Source organism: Actinomadura sp. RB99 (assembly GCF_014706005.1).
GTDB lineage: Bacteria > Actinomycetota > Actinomycetes > Streptosporangiales > Streptosporangiaceae > Spirillospora.
In genome coordinates this window covers 1-17595 of sequence record NZ_JABMCA010000004.1, presented here as the reverse complement: position 1 = coordinate 17595, position 17595 = coordinate 1, and the positions used below count along the sequence as shown (strand labels likewise).

Sequence of the window (17595 nt, the reverse complement as noted above, 5' to 3'; positions counted from 1 at the left end):
GCGGGCACGCCCCGCCCGGTGCGCTCAGGAGACCTGCAGGGCCAGTTCGGTGGCGAGGGCCTCCAGCAGGTCGGCCTGACGCAGGGGGTGGACGTCCAGAAGGTTGGTGGCGAGGTGCATCTCGTCGGCGCCGGCCTCGGCGGCCCGGTCGAGGTCGCGCAGCGTGGTGTCGACGAAGTCGGCGGTGGAGACGTCGGTGCCGGGCGGCGCCGGGAAGGTGCTGACCAGGACGGTGCCGGTACCGCCCGCGTCGCGGTACCAGCGGATGTGGGTGCGAGTGTCGTCCCAGTCCACGGCGGTGGTGACGAAGCCGTCCCCGATCCGGGCCGCCCGCTCGACGGTCCGACGGGTGATCGCTCCGAACAGCACCGGGATGCGGTCGCCGTACGGCTTCGGTCCGATCCTGGAGGCCGGGATCCGGTAGTGCTCGCCGTGGAACTCGACCGGGTCGGGTCCCCAGCAGGCGCGCATCGCGGCGACGTGCTCGACGAAGCCCGCGCCGCGGCGGCCGGCGGGCACTCCGGCGGCGGTGAACTCCTCGGGGATGTAGTACGGGGCGAGCCGGGTGCCGCCGCCCTGCCCGACGCCCGCGACCACGCGGCCCCGGGACAGCCGGTCGAGGGTGGCGAGCCGCCGCGCCACGACGACGGGCGGCTGGAAGATCGTGTTCAGGACGGCGGTGGTCAGCCGGATCCGCCGGGTGTGGGCCGCCGCCCAGGTCAGCACCTCCAGGACGTCCCACGGCGCCGACTCGGGCAGCCCGGCGTCGTTGGTCCAGTGCGGGCCGACGGGGGTGAGGAGCCGGTCGCTGACCGACACGGCGTGGAAGCCGAGCCGTTCGGCGGCCTGCGCGACGGTGACGACGGCGTCGGGTCCGGCGTGCGGTCCGAAGTGCTGGAGGGTGACTCCGAGGCGGGGCATGTCCATCTTCGATCTCCGTTCGTGGTCGCCCGGGCGCGCGCCCGGGCGAAGGCGTCCCTTCACGGACAGGTCGGAGCCGCCTCCCGGTTCTTGCGCTCGCGCGGCCGGAAAGTTCGAAGAGTTTCTTTCTTCCGCAGGATTCAGAGCACGGATGTCACGGGGACGGGGGCCGGGACGGCGCGGCGCCTCTGCCCCCGACGCCGATCGGCAGCCGGACGGCCGGCGGGAGCGGCGCGCCGGGCGCGTCCGCCCGGAACGACTGGATCATGAGGGCCGCGAAGCGCCGCGAGGCCGCGACGCGCGCCGCCCGCGACCCGGCCCGGATGCCCTCGTTCGCCATCAGGGCCAGCACGATGTCCTCGAGCACGATGTCCTCGCGCAGCGCGCCCGCCTCCTTCGCCCGCCGCACGAGTTCGCCCAGGCCGCGCAGCGTGCGCTCGCGCCCCTCGGCGAAGTCGAACACCCGCGGGTACTGCGAGATGAGCGCGTGGGCGAAGCCGCGGTCGAGGCTGTGGACCTCCATCAGCCGCTCGACCACCGTGCGGAACCCCGCCCACGGGTCGCCGGCCGCCAGGCCCTCCTCGACGACGGCGATGCACACCGCCATCTGGTCGGCGAAGGCCGCCGCGAGCAGCGCCTCCTTCGTGGGGAAGTGCCGGTAGAGGGTGGCCGGGCCGACGTGCGCGCGGCGGGCGATCTCGCGGATCGGGACGTCCAGGCCCTCGGCGGCGAACGCCTCGCGCGCCACGTCCAGGATGCGCTCGCGGTTGTCGCGGGCGTCCGAGCGGAGTTTCCGAGCCACTTCGTCCGTCACCGCTCTCACTTTAACCGAACCGGACGGGGTGTTCCGTTACGGTCGGCCGCATGAGAGCAGTTCAGTTCAACGAGTACGGCCCGCCGAGCGTGCTGCACGTCGCCGAGGTCGAGGCGCCGCACGCCGGGCCGGGCCGGATCCGCGTCGCCGTCCGGGCGTCGGGCATCTCACCGGGGGAGACGCTGATCCGTTCCGGGGCGATGCGCGACCTGGTACCGACCGCGCTGCCGTACCGGACGGGGTTCGACGCGGCCGGGGTGGTGGACGAGGTCGGCGAGGGCGTCACCGGCGTGGAGATCGGCGACGAGGTGTTCGGCATGGCCGACCCGGCGGAGCGCGGCGCCAACGCGGAGTTCGCGGTCCTCGCCGCCTGGGCGCCCAAGCCGGCCGCATGGAGCTGGGAGGAGGCGGGCGGCGCCGCCGGCGGCGTCGAGACGTCCACCCGGGTCCTCGACCGGCTCGCGGTCGGCGCGGGGCGGACCCTGCTCGTGCAGGGCGCGGCCGGCGGGGTGGGGACGATCGCCGTGCAGATGGCGGTCGCGCGCGGCGCCACCGTCATCGGGACGGCGAGCGAGCGCAACCACGGCTTCCTGCGCTCCCTGGGCGCGGAGCCGACGACGTACGGGGCGGGACTCGCCGGACGGGTCCGCGCGCTCGCCCCGGACGGGGTGGACGCCGTGTTCGACTGCGCCGGAGGGGCGCTGCCCGACCTCGTCGCCATCGCCGGGGACCCGGCGCGCGTGGTGACGATCGCCCCGGACCTTACCGCGGCGTCCCACGGCGTCCACCTGTCGCACGGGGCGCCGGTCGACGAGACCGGCACCGCCCTGGGCGTCGGCGCCGACCCGCTGGCGGTGCACGGCCTCCCGATCGCGGTGGCCCTGGCGGACGAGGGCCGCCTGCGGGTGCCGGTCGCGGCGGCGTTCCCGCTCGCCGAGGCCGCGGCGGCGCACGAGCTGAGCGAGGGCCGCCACGCCCGCGGCAAGATCGTGCTGGTGGGCTAGGGGCCGCTCAGGGGCGGGCCGCGCAGCTCCTTGGGGCAGGAGGTGCCCCGGGGCATCTTGTAGGGGGAGGCCAGCCGGTAGGTGCCGGCCTTCGGGGCGACGAGCTCGGTCCACGCGTCGCCTGTGGCGTCCGGCTCGGTCGGCGCCAGGCAGCCGTTGGGGTTGACGTACTGCGGCGGCCTGCCGTCGTCGTACTCCCGCATCTGCTTGGACGCCTCCGTCTCGAAGGGAGGCTGGAGGCTGTGGCCGTCCGCGTCGACCAGGCTCAGCCAGGGCGAGTAGGAGATGCGGATGAGGATCCGGCCCGGCGCGCCGACCTTCAGCGTCGTCTCGTTCTGCTCGGCGCGGAGGACGGTCGTGTTCGGCTCGGCGAGGGGAGCGGGGTCGGTGACGGCGTACAGGTGCCAGTTGCTGTCGCTCCACACCTTCTTCAGGTAGGGGAGCCCGTTGCCGACCAGCTCCCGCTCGCGTTCGGCGCCGTTGTCGGGCGCGTCCGCCGGGAGCACGACGTAGTGGACGGCCCAGTGCTTCAGCCAGTCGTGGTACGTGGCCACGGTGAGCGTGCCGTCGTAGAAGAGGTGGTTGCGCTTGATGTCGGCCTGGCGGTTCCAGCCCCGCGCGAGGTTCACGTAGGGGGCGAGGGCCGACGCCTCCCGGTGGGAGCGGGCGGGGACGACCTCGACCCGCCCGCGCTCGGCCCCCGCCTTGCGCAGCTCGTGGACGAGGGGCGCGAGGCGGCGGGTCCAGGCCGCCGCCGGATGGGCCCGGACGACGTCCTGGACCGTCTTGATGCCGATCCAGGTCGTGAACCCGAGGAACACCAGCACGATCGCGTACCACTTGCGGGAGCGCGGCTCCGTGAACGGCAGCGCGGCGATCAGCGCGACGCCGGTGAACAGCATCGGGAGGCGGGTGATGTTCGTGCCGACCTGGGAGGTGATCAGCGTGGCGACCAGCACGGTCGCCGACGTCACCACCGCCGTGATCCGGACCGTCCGCCATTCCCTGGGCACCAGGACGATGACGGCGGCCCCGAAGACGATCGGCAGGATGGCCGACCCCAGGGGCATCGGCTGGGTGCCCGAGAAGGGGAAGAGCCAGGCGGACAGCGCGACCACGACAAGGGGCGCGACGCCGAGGGCGTAGGCGGCGGGCCTGCGCTTCTGCAGGAACAGGGCCGCCGCGACGAGCCCGATGTAGAGCCCGGCCACGGGGGAGCAGGCCGTCGCCAGGCCGGCGAGGGGCCCGGCGGCCGCGGCCTTGGCCCAGCGGTTGCCGCGCAGGACGCGCGGCGTGGCGAAGACGATCGCGGCCGCGGCGAAGGCGAACATCAGGCCGAGGCCGAACGTGACGCGGCCCGACACCGCGTTGCAGACGAGCGCGAGCGCGCCGGCGAGCGCGGGCCAGAGCGGCCGGCGGACGTGCCCGCTGCGCGCCAGGATCACCGTGATCAGCGCCGCCGAGACCGTGCCCGCGATGATCATCGTGGTGCGGACGCCGAGCACCGACATCACGTACGGCGAGACGGCGCTGTAGGAGACCGGGTGCATGCCGCCGTACCAGGCGAGGTTGTACGCCGACCCTGGGTGGCGCCCCGCGAACTCGGCCCAGGCGTCCTGCGCCGCGAGGTCGCCGCCGCTGCTGGCGAGGGTGCCGAGCCACAGCAGGTGCAGGGCCGCCGTGATCGCCGTCACCAGCGTGACCGGGTGGCGCAGGAACCGGCTCGGCGCCGGGCGCGGGGCTCCGGAGCCGTCCGGCGCGCGCCGTTCGGCCGGACCCTCGGTCGGCTCCGGCGGTCGCTCGCCGCCGAGCCGGGTCCGGCCCTCGGCCTGCTTCGTGTCGCCGTCCGGGGGCGTGCCGAGCCCCCGGTCGGGATCATGGGCGCGCGGGGCCTGCGCTGCGGTCACTGACGGGACGCTCCATGTCTGTGCTCATGCCCGGCGGGGCGTTATAAACCGGCATATGAACACTACGGGGGGAACGCAGGACATTTCATATCGCCCGCCCCGGCGGCCCCGGTCAGTCGGGGCGGGGCGAGCCGGGGGCCTGGAGCTGCCCGGCCGCCGCCTCCGCGTCGCGGCGCAGCTCCGGCGGGATCAGTTCGAGGAGCTGGTCCGGGCGGAGGGGCAGGTCGAGGAGGCTGAGCTTCACGCGGCTGCGGCTCGCGTGGTCGCGCGCCGACAGCCGGACGACCTGCCCGGCCTCCGGCACCATCGTCGCGGTGAGCCGGTCCCCGTGCCCGAGCTCGGCGGCCGCCGTCCCGTCGATGTCGAGGGTGATCGGCGCGCTGTCCGCCGCGACGGAGAGGCGGATCCGGTCGGCCGCGCCGAGCACGACCGGCCTGCTGATCCCCGTCATGGGCGCGACCGGGGTGATGGCCACCGCGTTGGAGGAGGGCGACACGATCGGCCCGCCGGCGGCGTAGTTGTAGGCGGTGGAGCCCGTCGGCGTCGAGACGACCAGCGCGTCCGCCCGGTAGTAGCCGTACTGCAGGTCGTTGACGGTGAGGTCGAGGGAGACGGCGCCGGTCCGGGACGACCGGCCGAGGACCATGTCGTTGAACCCGGACCGGGTCGTCAGCTCGATGGGGCCGGCGTCCACGCACAGGGCGGCGTGCTGCTCGATGGTGAAGTCGCCTGCGGCGAGCCGTGCCAGCGCCGCGGGCAGCTGCGCCGGGTGCACCTCGGCGAGGAAGCCCAGGTTGCCGTGGTTGACCCCGAGGACGGGCACGGGGCGGTCGATCACCAGCCGCATCGCGCCGAGGATCGTGCCGTCGCCGCCGAGGGCGATCAGCTCGTCGACCTCGGCCGCGAACCGGGCGTCGGGCACGATCTCGACGCCGGGCGGCACCCGGTCCCGGTCGGCGGGCCGGGCCAGCACCCGGGCCGGGCGGTCGCGGGCGGCCGCCATGATCGCGTCGATCGACGGGCCCAGCGGCCTGGTCGGATGGAGCACCAGCCCGACCGCGCCGACCTGCGGTTCCGCACCCATGCCCTCACCCTACGGGGTGCCCTTCCGGCGGGATCGCGTACAGGTGCACCAGGCCGCGGGTCACCGCCGCCGGCCACACCGTCGCGTGCTGCTCGCCGGGGACGACCTCGGACCGGACGGCGAGACCGCCCCGGCCGTCCAGCCGCTCGGTGAACGCGGCGAGGTCGGCGACCATGTCGAGGCCGGAAAGGGCGCGGAGGGTCTCGGCCGGGATGACCGGCCAGCTCCGGTGCGGGCCGTCCTCCAGTTCGCCGACGGCGAGGTAGACCTCGCCCGCCGCCCTGGCGGCGAGGGGCGTCCGGCGCGGATCGAGGAGCAGATGGTCGTCCCACCACAGCGACGGGCTCACGGCCAGGAAGCGGCGGAATCCCTCGGGGCGGCGCGCCAGGGCCCAGCAGGTGAAGAGCCCGCCGAGGGAGAAGCCCGCGAGGCCCCGGTCGGCGGGGTCGAGCGGATGGGCGCCCTCCACGTGCGGGGCGATCACGTCGCGGATCAGTCCGATCATCCCGTCGGCGCCGCCCGTCCCGTAGACGGTCTTCACCCGCAGGTACGGGGAGACGGCGCTGGTCGGGGTCAGGTCCCGGGCGCGCTGGGCGCTCAGCCGGCGGAGGTCGTCGGTGGCGGGCGAGATGCCGACGACGGCGACCGGACGCAGCTGCCCCGCCGCGTACGCCAGCGTGGTGTGGGCGATCTGCGCCGCGGTGGCGAACGTCAGCAGGCCGTCGAGGAGATACAGCACCGGATACGGGCCGGGACCCGCCACCGCCCGCAGGTTCGACGGCGGCAGCGCCACCGTGACGTGCCACCGGTCGGTGGGCTCGGCTCCGGCGACCAGCGTGTACTGGACCGCCCCCGGCAGTTCCGCGCGCCCGGCCGTCCAGCTGATCGCCATGCGCGCAATGATAAGGAGATCGTCTAGATTTGACATCTTGTATAGGCGCCAGTCAGGACGTACGTTCGTCGCGTGAGCAGCCGCGCGCCGATCCTCTGGCCGGTGGAGGGCTGGCCGGTGGAGGGCGCCGACCCGATCGGCCTGCTCGCCGACGCCTCGTGCCGCCTCCCGGCGCCCGCGCTGGACGACCCGGACGCCTGACGCGGATGAGCGCGCGGACCGCCGTCGCACCCGCACGCGGGCCGCCGACGCGTCACCGCGTCGCGGACGGACGGCCGGCAGCGTCGACCCCACGGGCTCCCACCCCCGCCGCCCCTGCGCCGTGCCGCGCGCGAACCGTCACCATGCCGCCCGCATCCCCGGGGACGTCCGCCCCCGCCGTGCCGGCGCGCACCCGCCAATGGTGAAACGAGACCCCCGCGAAGGAGTGGGTGATGACGACCACGCGACCCTGGTCCGACACGAAACCCTGGTCCGAGGTGTTCGGCGCGAGCGACCGCCTCGACGTCTCTCCGGCGCTCGCCGGGCTGCGCAAGCGGCCCCTGTGCCGGATCCGGCTGCCCTACGGCGAGCCCGCCTGGCTGGCCACCCGCTACGAGGACGTCAAGGTGGTCCTCGGCGACCCGAGGTTCAGCCGCGCCGCCGCCACGGGACGCGACGAGCCCCGCTCGCGGCTCCACATCGGGTCGCCCGGCTCCCTGCTGCGCCAGGACCCGCCGGAGCACAGCCGGCTGCGCAGGCTGGTGGCCAAGGCGTTCACCGCGCGGCGCGTGGAGCTGCTGCGCCCCCGCACGCAGCGGATCGCCGGCGATCTCGCCGCCCGGATGCGGGCGCAGGGGCCGCCCGCCGACCTCGTCGAGGACTTCGCGCTGCCGCTGCCGATCACCGTCATCTGCGAGCTGCTCGGCGTCCCGGTGGAGGACCGCACGGACTTCCGGCTGTGGTCGGACGCGTTCCTGTCCACGACGCGGTTCACCCGGGACGAGGTGACCGCGTACGTGGGGCGGATGCGGGACTACATGGCGGGGCTCGTCGCCGAGCACCGCGAGTCGCCCCGCGACGACCTCATCGGCGCGCTCATCGAGGCGCGCGACCGGGACGACCGCCTGTCGGAGGAGGAGCTGCTCGCGATGGCGGAGGGGATCCTGGTCGCCGGGCACGAGACGACGGCGTCGCAGATCCCCAACTTCGTCTACGTGCTGCTGACCCATCCCGAGCAGCTCGCGGCGCTGCGCGCGGACCCGGACCTGATCCCGCGGGCGGTCGAGGAGCTGATGCGGTACGTCCCGCTCGGCGGCGGCGCCGGCAGCGCGCGCTACGCGCTGGAGGACGTCGAGCTGGGCGGGGTCACCGTGCGGGCGGGGGAGCCCGTCGTGGTCGCGTTGCAGTCGGCGAACCGGGACGAGTCGGTCTACTCCGATCCCGACGCGTTCGACCCGCGGCGCGGCGAGGCGTCCCACGTCGGCTTCGGGCACGGTCCGCACCACTGCCTCGGCGCCCAGCTCGCCCGGATGGAGCTCCAGGTCGCGCTGCGCACGCTGCTGGACGGCTTCCCGGGACTGCGCCTCGCGGGACGGGCGGACGGCATCGTCTGGAAGGTCGGCTCGGCCACCCGGGCGCCCGAGCGGATGCCGGTCACCTGGGACGGGCCCGGAACCCCCGGAAGGGCGAGCGCATGACGTGGCTGGTCGAGGTGGACGGCCGGGCCTGCATCGGCTCGGGCGTCTGCGCCGGGACGGCACCCGGCCACTTCGCCGTCGTCGACGGCACGTCGCGTCCGGTGCGCGACGAGGCCGAACCGGACGACCGGGCCCTCGACGCCGCCGAGTCCTGCCCCGTCGAGGCGATCACCATCCGCGCCAAGGAGACGGGCGAGGTGCTGGCGCCCGAGGTGTGAGGAAGGCGTGACGGCGGTGCCGCGCCCGGCGCGGCACCGCCACCGCCGCCGCGTCCCGGAGGGCGGAGGCGAACCTATACCTCCGCCTGATGTTGGCTTGCCCGCCGGAGCGGAATCCTCCGCGGAGGTCCCCGACATCCGGAAGGCGTGAGTGGAGGACGGACGCAGCGGTGACGTCGTGGTCGTCGGCGCCGGATTCGCCGGGCTCGCGGCGGCGCACGAGCTGGCCGGCGCGGGCGCGCGCGTGGCGGTCGCCGAGGCCCGCGACCGGGTCGGCGGCCGGGTGCTGACCCGCCTGCTCCCCGACGGGACGCAGCTGGACCTCGGCGGGCAGTGGGTCGGGCCGAGCCAGCACGAGATGCGCGAGCTGATCGCCCGCTACCGGGTGCCGACCTACCCGACGCCGGAGCACGGCCGGGCCATCGTGGACTACGAGGGCGCGCTGGTCGACGCGCTGCCGGCGGAGGCCATGGCGCTGCGCGGCGAGCTCGACCGCCTCGGCCGCGAGGTGCCGGTCGACGCGCCCTGGACGCATCCGCGCGCCCGGTCCTGGGACGGTACGACGCTCGCCTCATGGCTGGCCGCCCGGACGAGCGATCCGGCCATCGCGCGGGCCGTCGCGCGGCAGACGGCCGGGGGCCTGCTGTCGCTCGACGCCGCCGACGCCTCGCTCCTGGAGACGCTGTTCTACCTGGCGAGCGGTGACGGGCTGGACGTCCTGGTCGGTTTCGCCGGCGGCGCCCAGGCCGAGCGGCTCGTCGGCGGGCCGCAGGAACTCGCGAGCCGGATGGCCGCCGCCCTGCCCGCCGGCACGATCCACTTCGACGCTCCGGTCCGGCGGATCGAGCACGGCCCAGGGGGCGCGGTCGTCCACGCGGGCGGCCTGCTGCTGGAGGCGGCCCACGTGATCGTCGCGATCCCGCCCGCCCTTGCCGGGCGCATCGAGTACGACCCGCCGCTTCCACCGCAGCGGGACGGCCTCACCCAGCGGATGGCGTCCGGATACGCCCTGAAGACGCACGCGGTGTACCAGGAGCCGTTCTGGAGGGCGCGCGGCCTGTCGGGGATCAGCTTCAGCAGTGCCGGCGTCCTCACCGAGACCGTGGACAACACCCCGCCCGGCGGGCCGAGCGCGGTCCTGACCTCGTTCGCCTACGGCGCGGACGCGCACCTGCTGCGCGCGCTGACGCCCCGGGACCGCCGCCGCGCCGTCCTGGACCGGCTCGGCGAGCTGTTCGGCGACGAGGCGCGCGACCCGGTGGCGTACGTGGAGTTCGACTGGTGCGCCGAGCCGTGGACCCGCGGCTGCTTCTCGGGCCACCTCGCGCCCGGCGGCTGGACCGGGTTCGGTCCGGCCCTCCGCGCGCCCGCCGGCGTCCTGCACTGGGCGGGCACCGAGACGGCCACGCGATGGAACGGCTACTTCGACGGCGCCGTCCAGTCCGGCCGCCGCGCCGCGGCCGAGATCCTCACCGGCCCGTGAGCTGGCCGCCGCGCTGAATGCTTGATACAAACTACGTATCAACGTCTCAGAGCGGGTGATGCGGTATGACCGACGTCGACGTGAAACCGGGCCGGACCGAGGCGGGCGCCATCCCCGGCCGCGGCTCCCTCATCTGGCGGTACGCGGGGGACTGGCGGGGCGCGTTCAGCGGCAGGGCGATCCTCCTCCTGCAGGTGGCGCACCCGGTCGTCGGAGCCGGGGTCGCCGAGCACTCGGAGTTCCTGGAGGACCGCTGGGGTCGGCTCCTGCGCACCGTCGAGTCGACGATGAACTTCCTCGGCTACCGGGGCGAGGAGCGCGGCCGGCGGGAGGCCGCCCGGCTGCGCGAGATCCACAAGGACATCAAGGGCGTCGACGCGCAGGGCCGCCGCTACCACGCCCTCAACCCCGAGGCGTACCTGTGGGTGCACGCCACCCTGCTGCACGGCATGATCCAGACGCAGCGGCTGTTCGGCACGCCCCTCACACCCGACCGCGAACGCGTCCTGCACGGCGAGTGGGCGCGGCTCGCGCTGGCGCTGGGCATCACCGAACGCCACATCCCCGCGAGCCCCGCGGCGTTCCGCGACTACTTCGACACGATGGTGAACGAGCGGCTGGAGGACAACGCCACCGTGCGGCTGCTCATCGAGCTGGACCGCAGGCCGCTGCCGCCCCCGCCGCGCTGGCCGCTGCCCGACCTCGCCTGGTCCGGCGTCGCCGGACCGCCGACGGTCATGCTGGGCCGGATGGGCGTCGGCTGCCTCCCGCCCGTCCTGCGGGAGCGGTTCGGGCTGCGCTGGACGCCCGCCGACGAGCGGCGCTTCCGGCTGTTCGCGCAGGCGATGCGCGCGGGCGACCGGGTGCTGGTCGACCGGCTGCGCTACTCGCCGATGGCGGCGCGCGCCATGCGGCGGGCCCGGCGCGGGCACTAGGGTCGGAGGCATCATGACCGAGCCGACGGAGCGGGCGCCGCTGCACGACCTGCTCGCCGACCCGGAGGTGTCCGGCCCGCAGGTCGACCGGATCCTCGACGCCGCCCTGGAGCTGTACGGGACGTTCGGGCTGCGCCGCACCACCGTCGACGACGTCGCCCGCGCGTCCGGGCTCGGACGCGCCACCCTCTACCGGCGCTTCCCGACCAAGAACGACCTGGTGACGGGGGTGCTGCTGCGCGAGGCGCGGCGGTTCTTCGCCGAGCTGGACGCCGCCGTCGCGGCCTGCCCGACGGTGGAGGAGCGCCTCGTCGAGGGATTCGTCGCGACGCTGCGGATCAGCCGTGAGCAGCGGCTGGTGAACCGCCTGCTCGTCCTGGAGCCCGACCTGCTCCTCCCGCACGCCACCGGCCGCGCCGGCCCGCTGCTCGCCGCCGCGCGCGGCTACCTGGCCCGCCGGCTCCGCGCCGCGCAGCGGCAGGGCGACGCCGGCGCGTTCGACCCGGAGGTGGTGGCGGAGATCCTCATCCGGCTCACCCACTCCCTCCTGCTCACGCCGGAGGGCCACATCCCGCTGGACGACGACGGCGCTCGGGCCTTCGCCCGCCGCTATCTCACCCCGATGATCCGCTGACCGGTGCCCGCCGCACGGCGGCGGGCACCGCGCCGGAACCGGTCAGGCGTCGTAGCCCATGATCGCCTTGGTCTCGAGGTACTCCTCGAAGCCGAGCGCGCCCCACTCGCGGCCGTTGCCGGACTGGCGGTAGCCGCCGAACGGCGCGTTGAAGTCGGGGCCGGCGCCGTTGAGGTGGACGTTGCCGGTGCGCAGGCGGCGGGCCATCGCCCTGGCGCGGTCGGGGCTGCCGGAGATGTAGCCGGACAGGCCGTAGAGGGTGTCGTTGGCGATGCGCACCGCGTCGTCGTCGTCCTCGTAGCCGATCAGCACGAGCACCGGGCCGAAGATCTCCTCGCGGGCGATCGTCATCTCGTTGGAGACGTGCGAGAACACCGTCGGGCGCACGAAGTAGCCGGTCTCCAGGCCCTCGGGCTTGCCGGGGCCGCCCACCTCCAGCTTGGCGCCCTCGCCGATGCCCTTCTCGATGAGCTGCTGGATCCGGCCGTACTGCGTGGCCGACACGACCGGCCCGATCCGCGTGGTCTCCTCGCGCGGGTCGCCGACCACGATGCCGCGGGCGGCCTCCGCGGCGATGGCGGCGGCCTCCTCCATGCGCGCGGCCGGGACGAGCATCCGGCTGGGGGCGTTGCACGACTGGCCCGAGTTGGTGCACATGTTGCCGACGTCCCGGGTGATGACGGCCTTCAGGTCGGCGTCGTCCAGGATGATGTTGGCGGACTTGCCGCCGAGCTCCTGCGCGACCCGCTTGACGGTCGGGGCCGCGGCCCGGGCCACCTCGATGCCGGCGCGGGTGGATCCGGTGAACGACACCATGTCGACGTCCGGGTGCGCCGACAGCGGCGCGCCGACGCCGAGGCCGTCGCCGTTGACGAGGTTGAACACGCCCGCCGGGACGCCCGCCTCGTCGAGGATCTCGGCGAACAGGATCGCGTTCAGCGGCGCGACCTCCGACGGCTTGAGCACCATCGTGCAGCCGGTGGCGAGGGCGGGGCCGACCTTGCAGGCGATCTGGTTCAGCGGCCAGTTCCACGGGGTGATCAGCCCGCAGACGCCGACCGGCTCGCGGGTGACCAGGGTGCCGCCCATCGGGCGGTCGAACTCGAAGTCGGCCAGCACGGCGCGCGCGGTGCCGAGGTGGCCGAGGCCGGCGACCGCCTGCGCGGCCCGCGCCAGCGAGAGGGGCGCGCCCATCTCCTGGCTGATGATGTCGGCGAGCTCCTCCAGCCGCCGGGTGTAGACGGCGATGACGGAGTCGAGCAGGTCGAGCCGCTCCTGCCTGCTCGTCTGGGAGAACGTCTCGAACGCCTCCTTCGCCGCCGCGACGGCCGCGTCGACGTCCTCGGCGCCGCCCATGGCGATGGAGGTGATGGCCTGTTCCGTGGCCGGGTTGACGACCTCGAGCGTCGTGTCGGTGCGGGGCGCGACCCACTGGCCGCCGATGTAGAACTGCTTGACGTGGTCCATGGGCTTCCTCCGGCAGGGAACGGGCCGTGCTTCGTTGCACGCTCAACATACGAAACCCGTTCGGTCCGGTAAACGCCCGCCCCGGGCGCGCCGCCGAAGCTCACGTGAATCTCTTTCATGTCCGTTACCGGGCGGACGCGTGATCGCGGTCGTCCCGTTACCCGCGCGGCCCACGCTGTGCGGTCATGAGCCCTCGCCGCGATGGTCCCTCCCGCCGCTCCTTCCTCGCCACCGGTGCGGGCGTCGCCGGCGGCGCCGCCGTCGCCTCGCTGCTCCCGCCGTCGGTGCACGCCGCGCTCGCGCAGCCGGTGCGGCCCGGCGGGCTGGAGTCCGTCGAGCACGTCGTGTTCCTGATGCAGGAGAACCGCGCGTTCGACCACTACTTCGGGACGCTGCGCGGCGTGCGCGGCTTCGGCGACCGCAACGCGATCGAGCTGCGCGACGGGCGTCCGGTGTTCGAGCAGCCGGGCCTGCTGCGGCGCGTCAAGCCGTTCCTCGCCCGCGACGCGATCGGGCACGGGCCGTTCACCGACGTCAACTACATCGCGGGCGTCGACCACGGCTGGGACAGCGGCCAGAAGGCGCGCGGCGACGGATGGCACGACGGCTGGATCGCCGCCAAGCTCATGCCGACGATGGTCCACTACGACCGCCGGGACCTGCCGTTCCAGTACGAGCTGGCCGACACGTTCACCGTCTGCGACGCCTACCACTGCTCCGTGTTCGGGCCCACGAACCCGAACAGGACGTACCACTGGACCGGGACGATCGGCTACGAGGCGAACGGCCACCGCGCGGTCGAGAACGACGCCTACGACGAGGCGAACCATCCCGGCTACGCGCAGACGTCCTACGTCGAACGGCTCTCGAAGGCGGGCCGGACGTGGAAGGTCTACCAGGAGTGGGACAACTTCACCGACAACCCGCTGGAGTTCCTCACGACGTTCAAGGGGATCATGCACAAGGCGCTCGCGGCGGCCGGCTCGTACAAGAGCCTCACGGAGTTCTACGGCGCCGTCGCGGGGGCCGGCGCGGACGACCGGAAGAGCATGCTGGCCGCGCTGGACAAGGGCGTCGCGGCGCTCCCCGCGCCCGAACGCGACCTGTTGAACGCGCGCTGCGGCGGAGCGAGGGCGGCACGCTCGGCGCGGCGTTCCGCGCCGACGTCGAGGCCGGACGGCTGCCGGAGGTGTCCTACATCGTCGCGCCGGCCGCCGAGTCCGAGCATCCCGGGTCCGGCAGCCCGATCCAGGGCGCGGGCATCACCTACCAGGTGCTGGACGCGATCGCCTCGAACCGGCGGGCGTGGGAGACCACCGCGCTGTTCCTGCTGTTCGATGAGAACGACGGCTACTTCGACCACGTGCCGCCGCCGCTGCCGCCCGCGGACGCCGCGGACGAGCACGCCGACGGCAAGCCGATCGGGCTGGGCTTCCGCGTCCCGATGACCGTCGTCTCGCCGTGGACGGCGGGCGGGTACGTGTGCTCGGAGGTGTTCGACCACACCTCGACGATCCGCTTCCTGGAGCGGTGGCTCGGCGTCCGCGAGCCGAACATCAGCGCATGGCGCAGGACCGTCGCGGGCGACCTGACCTCGGCGTTCGACTTCCGGCACCCGGCCGGCCCGCCGTCGGTGCCCCGGCCCGGGACGCCGCCGAAGTTCTACCTGCGCTGGCCCGCGCTCCCTCCGGTCGTCCAGAAGGACCCCGTTCCGGAGCCGGGGACGCGTCCGGCGCGCGCGCTGCCGTACCGCACCGACGCGTCGGCGCGCCTGGACGGCGGCGCCCTGGTCGTCACCATGACCGAGCGGGGCACGCGCGCCTCGCACCTCGCGCTGTACCCGTACGCGGGCGAGTTCGCGACGCCGCGCCACTACGACGTGGCCGGGCGCGCGGTCGAGCGGGTGGCGCTGAAGGACGGGCGGTACCGCCTCACGCTGACGGGCCCGAACGGGTTCCGGCGTGAGTTCGCGGGCGCGGCCTCCGGCGCGGCGGCCGGGGCGGACGTGACGTCGCGCGCCGCCGGCGGCGCCGGCCGCATCGATATCACCGTCCGGAACCGCGGCACGCGGCCCCTCACGTTCACCTTGAGCGCCCTCGCCTACGGCAAGGCGGCCCGCACGGCGACGGTTGCGGCGGGCAAGAGCGTGACGGTCTCCTGGGCCACCGAGCACGGCTGGTACGACGTGGAGGTCCGCGCGGCCGAGGACGGGGCGTTCCGCCGCCGCCTGATGGGCCACCTGGAGAACGGCCGCCCGTCGGTCTCCGGCTGACCGGCGGGCGGGAGCCGCTCCGCGGGCGCGGGGCGGCTCAGGCCTCCTCGACGACCATGAGGGTGTTGCCCTCGGGGTCGCGGAACCAGAACATCGGCGGCACCGGGCCGCCCATGCGGCTGACCTCGGCGTCGACATCGGCCCCCGCGGCCTTCAGCCGTGCGTGGCAGCCGTCGATGTCGGCGGTCGACAGCGCGATGCCGGTGTCCCGGCCGCCCGCCTCGGTGCCCTCGGGCGGCGGGCAGAGCGCGATCGGCGTCTCGGCGCCCTCCGGGGCGACCTCGATCCAGCGGTGGCCGCCGCCGAACGGCTGGTCGACGCGCTTGCCGAGGCCGAGCGTCCCGCAGTAGAACTCCAGCGCCCGGTCCTGGTCGCGCACCGGAATGATCACGTTCGCGACCTTGCGGACGGCCGCGGTGGTGGTCGTGTCGCCCATGGCGTTTCCCCCTTCTGTGTCGGCCGGTCGGTGTCGATCGGTCCGTCGATGAGGCAGACCAGGGGGGCGCCCGGAACTCATCGCTCCATCGGCACCGGTTCCCGGTGCGGGCGCGAGCATGCGCCGCCGACCAGGGCGCCTTGACGGACTACTTGCCGACATCTGCTCACTCTTGTACGTTACTGGCGCATAAGGCGCACAAACGAGCAATTAGGAGCCTCGGTGTCGTTCGTTCTTGAGGAGATCGCGTCGCAGCCGGGCTGCTGGGAGCGCGCCGCCGAGCTGGCGGACGGGGTGGACGGGCTGCCGGAGCGGGGCGAGCGCGTCGCGGTCGTCGGGTGCGGCACCTCGCTGTTCATCGCCCAGGCGTACGCGGCGCTGCGGGAGGCGTCCGGGGCGGGGGAGAGCGACGCCTTCCCGGCGTCGGAGTTCCCGCACGGGCGCCGCTACGACCGGGTGGTGGCGATCTGCCGCTCCGGCACCACGACGGAGGTCCTGGACCTGCTGCGCGGGACCGACCTGCCGACCACGGCGCTGATCGGGGACCCGCGGACGCCCATCATGGACCTCGCCGGCGCCCGCGTCGTGCTCGACTTCGCCGACGAGCGCTCCGTCGTCCAGACGCGGTTCGCGACGACCGCGCTCGCGCTGCTGCGCGCGCACCTCGGCCTGCTCCCCGCCGACCTGATCGAGCAGTGCCGCGCCGCGGTCGAGGCGCCGCTGCCCGAGGGCGCCGTCGAGCGCGGCCAGTTCACCTTCCTCGGCGCGGGCTGGACGAACGGCATCGCCAACGAGGCGGCGCTGAAGGTCCGCGAGGCCGCCGGCGCGTGGACCGAGTCCTACCCGGCGATGGAGTACCGGCACGGCCCGATCAGCGTCACCGACGAGCACAGCCTGACCTGGTTCTTCGGGACGCCGCCGGAGGGCCTGCCCGAGCAGGTCGCCGCCACCGGGGCGCTGGTCGAGGCGTCGGGCGCGGACGCGATGGCGGACCTGGTGCGGGCCCAGCGGCTCGCGGTGGCGCTGGCCGGGTCCAAGGGCCTGGACCCGGACCGGCCGCGCAACCTGACCCGCTCGATCATCCTGTCCTGATGATCCTCACGGTCACCCTCAATCCCGCCTGGGACGTGACCTACCGGGTCCCCAGGCTGACGCCGCACGGCTCGCACCGCGTCGCGTCGGTGCTGCAGCGCCCCGGCGGCAAGGGCCTGAACGTCGCCCGCGTCCTGCACGCCCTCGGCGAGGAGACGCTGGCGACGGGGCTGGCGGGCGGCGCCACCGGGGCCCTGGTGGCGGATGCGCTGGAGGTCCCGCACGCCTTCGCGGCCATCGCGGGGGAGACGCGGCGGACCGTCACGGTCGTCGACACCGACGCGACGATCTTCAACGAGCCGGGACCGGACGTCCGCCCGGACGAGTGGGCGGCCTTCCAGGAGTCGTTCGCGGCGCTCGCCGCCCGGGCGTCGGTGGCGGTGCTGTCCGGCAGCCTGCCGCCGGGCCTGCCGGAGGACGCCTACGCCGTCCTGACCCGGCTGGCCCGGGACGCGGGCGCCCGCGTGCTGGTGGACGCCGGCGGGTCCGCGCTGCGCGCCGCCGCCGGCGCACGGCCCGACCTGCTCAAGCCCAACGAGGCGGAGCTGGCCGCGGCGGGCCTCGACGGGGCCGCCGCCGGCGCGGACGGCGCGCTGGTCGTCTCGCGCGGCGCCGGCGGCATGCTCGCCGTCACGCCCGACGGCTGCTTCGAGGCCGTCCCGCACGAGGTCGTCGCCGGCAACCCGACCGGCGCCGGCGACGCCGCCGCGGCCGCGCTCGCCGTGGCGCTGCGCGACCGCGCGCCCTGGCCGGCCGC

17 protein-coding genes and 1 pseudogene are annotated in these 17595 nt (G+C 74.8%); 11 read left to right on the top strand and 7 right to left on the bottom strand.

What is annotated here, in order from left to right; genetic code table 11:
- Positions 1–24 precede the first annotated feature (24 nt).
- Both amrb99_RS05075 and amrb99_RS05070 read right to left on the bottom strand, forming a co-directional pair.
- On the bottom strand, positions 25–927 hold the full coding sequence (locus tag amrb99_RS05075; protein ID WP_190852901.1) for a TIGR03619 family F420-dependent LLM class oxidoreductase: 903 nt from the start codon (positions 925–927) through the stop codon (positions 25–27).
- A 148-nt stretch (positions 928–1075) separates the two neighbouring features.
- Positions 1076–1735 (bottom strand): TetR/AcrR family transcriptional regulator, encoded by a 660-nt coding sequence (locus amrb99_RS05070; RefSeq protein ID WP_190852899.1) that lies wholly within the window; start codon positions 1733–1735, stop codon positions 1076–1078.
- Positions 1736–1785: 50 nt separating this feature from the next.
- On the opposite strand from amrb99_RS05070, the gene amrb99_RS05065 reads away from it, so the two are divergent.
- Positions 1786–2739 carry an NADP-dependent oxidoreductase gene (locus amrb99_RS05065; RefSeq protein WP_190852897.1) on the top strand — a complete coding sequence of 318 codons (954 nt, stop codon included), beginning with the start codon at positions 1786–1788 and terminating at the stop codon, positions 2737–2739.
- Here the strand turns inward: amrb99_RS05065 and amrb99_RS05060 are convergent.
- The 3 genes from amrb99_RS05060 to amrb99_RS05050 form a co-directional block, all read right to left on the bottom strand.
- Positions 2736–4646, bottom strand: a complete 1911-nt coding sequence (locus tag amrb99_RS05060; RefSeq protein ID WP_190852894.1) for an MFS transporter — start codon at positions 4644–4646, stop codon at positions 2736–2738. The genes amrb99_RS05065 and amrb99_RS05060 overlap by 4 nt on opposite strands.
- Before the next feature lie 112 nt (positions 4647–4758).
- Positions 4759–5730, bottom strand: coding sequence for an NAD(+)/NADH kinase (locus amrb99_RS05055; RefSeq protein WP_190852892.1), 972 nt, complete (start codon positions 5728–5730; stop codon positions 4759–4761).
- 4 nt (positions 5731–5734) lie between these two features.
- Entirely contained in the window at positions 5735–6622 is an 888-nt protein-coding gene (locus amrb99_RS05050) for an alpha/beta hydrolase-fold protein (RefSeq protein WP_190852890.1), read from the bottom strand.
- A 72-nt stretch (positions 6623–6694) separates the two neighbouring features.
- Here amrb99_RS05050 and amrb99_RS52220 point away from each other — a divergent pair, with 72 nt between their 5' ends.
- The 6 genes from amrb99_RS52220 to amrb99_RS05025 all read left to right on the top strand — a co-directional run bounded on the left by amrb99_RS52220 (position 6695) and on the right by amrb99_RS05025 (position 11571).
- Positions 6695–6823 (top strand): hypothetical protein, encoded by a 129-nt coding sequence (locus amrb99_RS52220; RefSeq protein WP_277819839.1) that lies wholly within the window; start codon positions 6695–6697, stop codon positions 6821–6823.
- 233 nt (positions 6824–7056) lie between these two features.
- Positions 7057–8301, top strand: a complete 1245-nt coding sequence (locus amrb99_RS05045) for a cytochrome P450 (protein ID WP_190852887.1) — start codon at positions 7057–7059, stop codon at positions 8299–8301.
- Positions 8298–8519: a ferredoxin gene (locus amrb99_RS05040; RefSeq protein ID WP_190852884.1), complete on the top strand. Its 222-nt coding sequence runs from the start codon at positions 8298–8300 to the stop codon at positions 8517–8519. The genes amrb99_RS05045 and amrb99_RS05040 overlap by 4 nt, the downstream gene beginning before the upstream one ends.
- 151 nt (positions 8520–8670) lie before the next feature.
- Positions 8671–10002, top strand: a complete 1332-nt coding sequence (locus amrb99_RS05035; RefSeq protein WP_190852882.1) for an FAD-dependent oxidoreductase — start codon at positions 8671–8673, stop codon at positions 10000–10002.
- A gap of 65 nt (positions 10003–10067) precedes the next feature.
- On the top strand, positions 10068–10937 hold the full coding sequence (locus amrb99_RS05030; protein WP_190852880.1) for an oxygenase MpaB family protein: 870 nt from the start codon (positions 10068–10070) through the stop codon (positions 10935–10937).
- Between the two features lie 13 nt (positions 10938–10950).
- The gene (locus tag amrb99_RS05025) at positions 10951–11571 is read left to right on the top strand and encodes a TetR/AcrR family transcriptional regulator (protein WP_190852878.1); all 621 of its coding nucleotides are present in this window, start codon (positions 10951–10953) and stop codon (positions 11569–11571) included.
- A gap of 42 nt (positions 11572–11613) precedes the next feature.
- Here the strand turns inward: amrb99_RS05025 and amrb99_RS05020 are convergent, their stop codons facing one another.
- Complete coding sequence (locus amrb99_RS05020) at positions 11614–13038, bottom strand: aldehyde dehydrogenase family protein (protein ID WP_190852876.1); 1425 nt, start codon at positions 13036–13038, stop codon at positions 11614–11616.
- Between the two features lie 185 nt (positions 13039–13223).
- Between amrb99_RS05020 and amrb99_RS50625 the strand changes: the two are divergent.
- Together amrb99_RS50625 and amrb99_RS50620 are read left to right on the top strand one after the other, a co-directional pair.
- Positions 13224–13931, top strand: a pseudogene (locus amrb99_RS50625) (alkaline phosphatase family protein); the annotation flags it as partial.
- Positions 13922–15310 carry an alkaline phosphatase family protein gene (locus amrb99_RS50620; RefSeq protein ID WP_347256543.1) on the top strand — a complete coding sequence of 463 codons (1389 nt, stop codon included), beginning with the start codon at positions 13922–13924 and terminating at the stop codon, positions 15308–15310. The pseudogene amrb99_RS50625 and the gene amrb99_RS50620, both read left to right, overlap by 10 nt.
- Before the next feature lie 37 nt (positions 15311–15347).
- On the opposite strand, the gene amrb99_RS05010 is transcribed toward amrb99_RS50620, so the two are convergent.
- Positions 15348–15746: a VOC family protein gene (locus amrb99_RS05010; RefSeq protein WP_190852873.1), complete on the bottom strand. Its 399-nt coding sequence runs from the start codon at positions 15744–15746 to the stop codon at positions 15348–15350.
- A 222-nt stretch (positions 15747–15968) separates the two neighbouring features.
- Between amrb99_RS05010 and amrb99_RS05005 the strand changes: the two genes are divergently transcribed.
- The gene (locus amrb99_RS05005; protein ID WP_190852871.1) at positions 15969–16838 is read left to right on the top strand and encodes a sugar isomerase; all 870 of its coding nucleotides are present in this window, start codon (positions 15969–15971) and stop codon (positions 16836–16838) included.
- Positions 16838–17595: hexose kinase (locus amrb99_RS05000; protein ID WP_190852869.1), on the top strand; the 758-nt coding region annotated here is incomplete at its 3' end. The genes amrb99_RS05005 and amrb99_RS05000, both read left to right, overlap by 1 nt.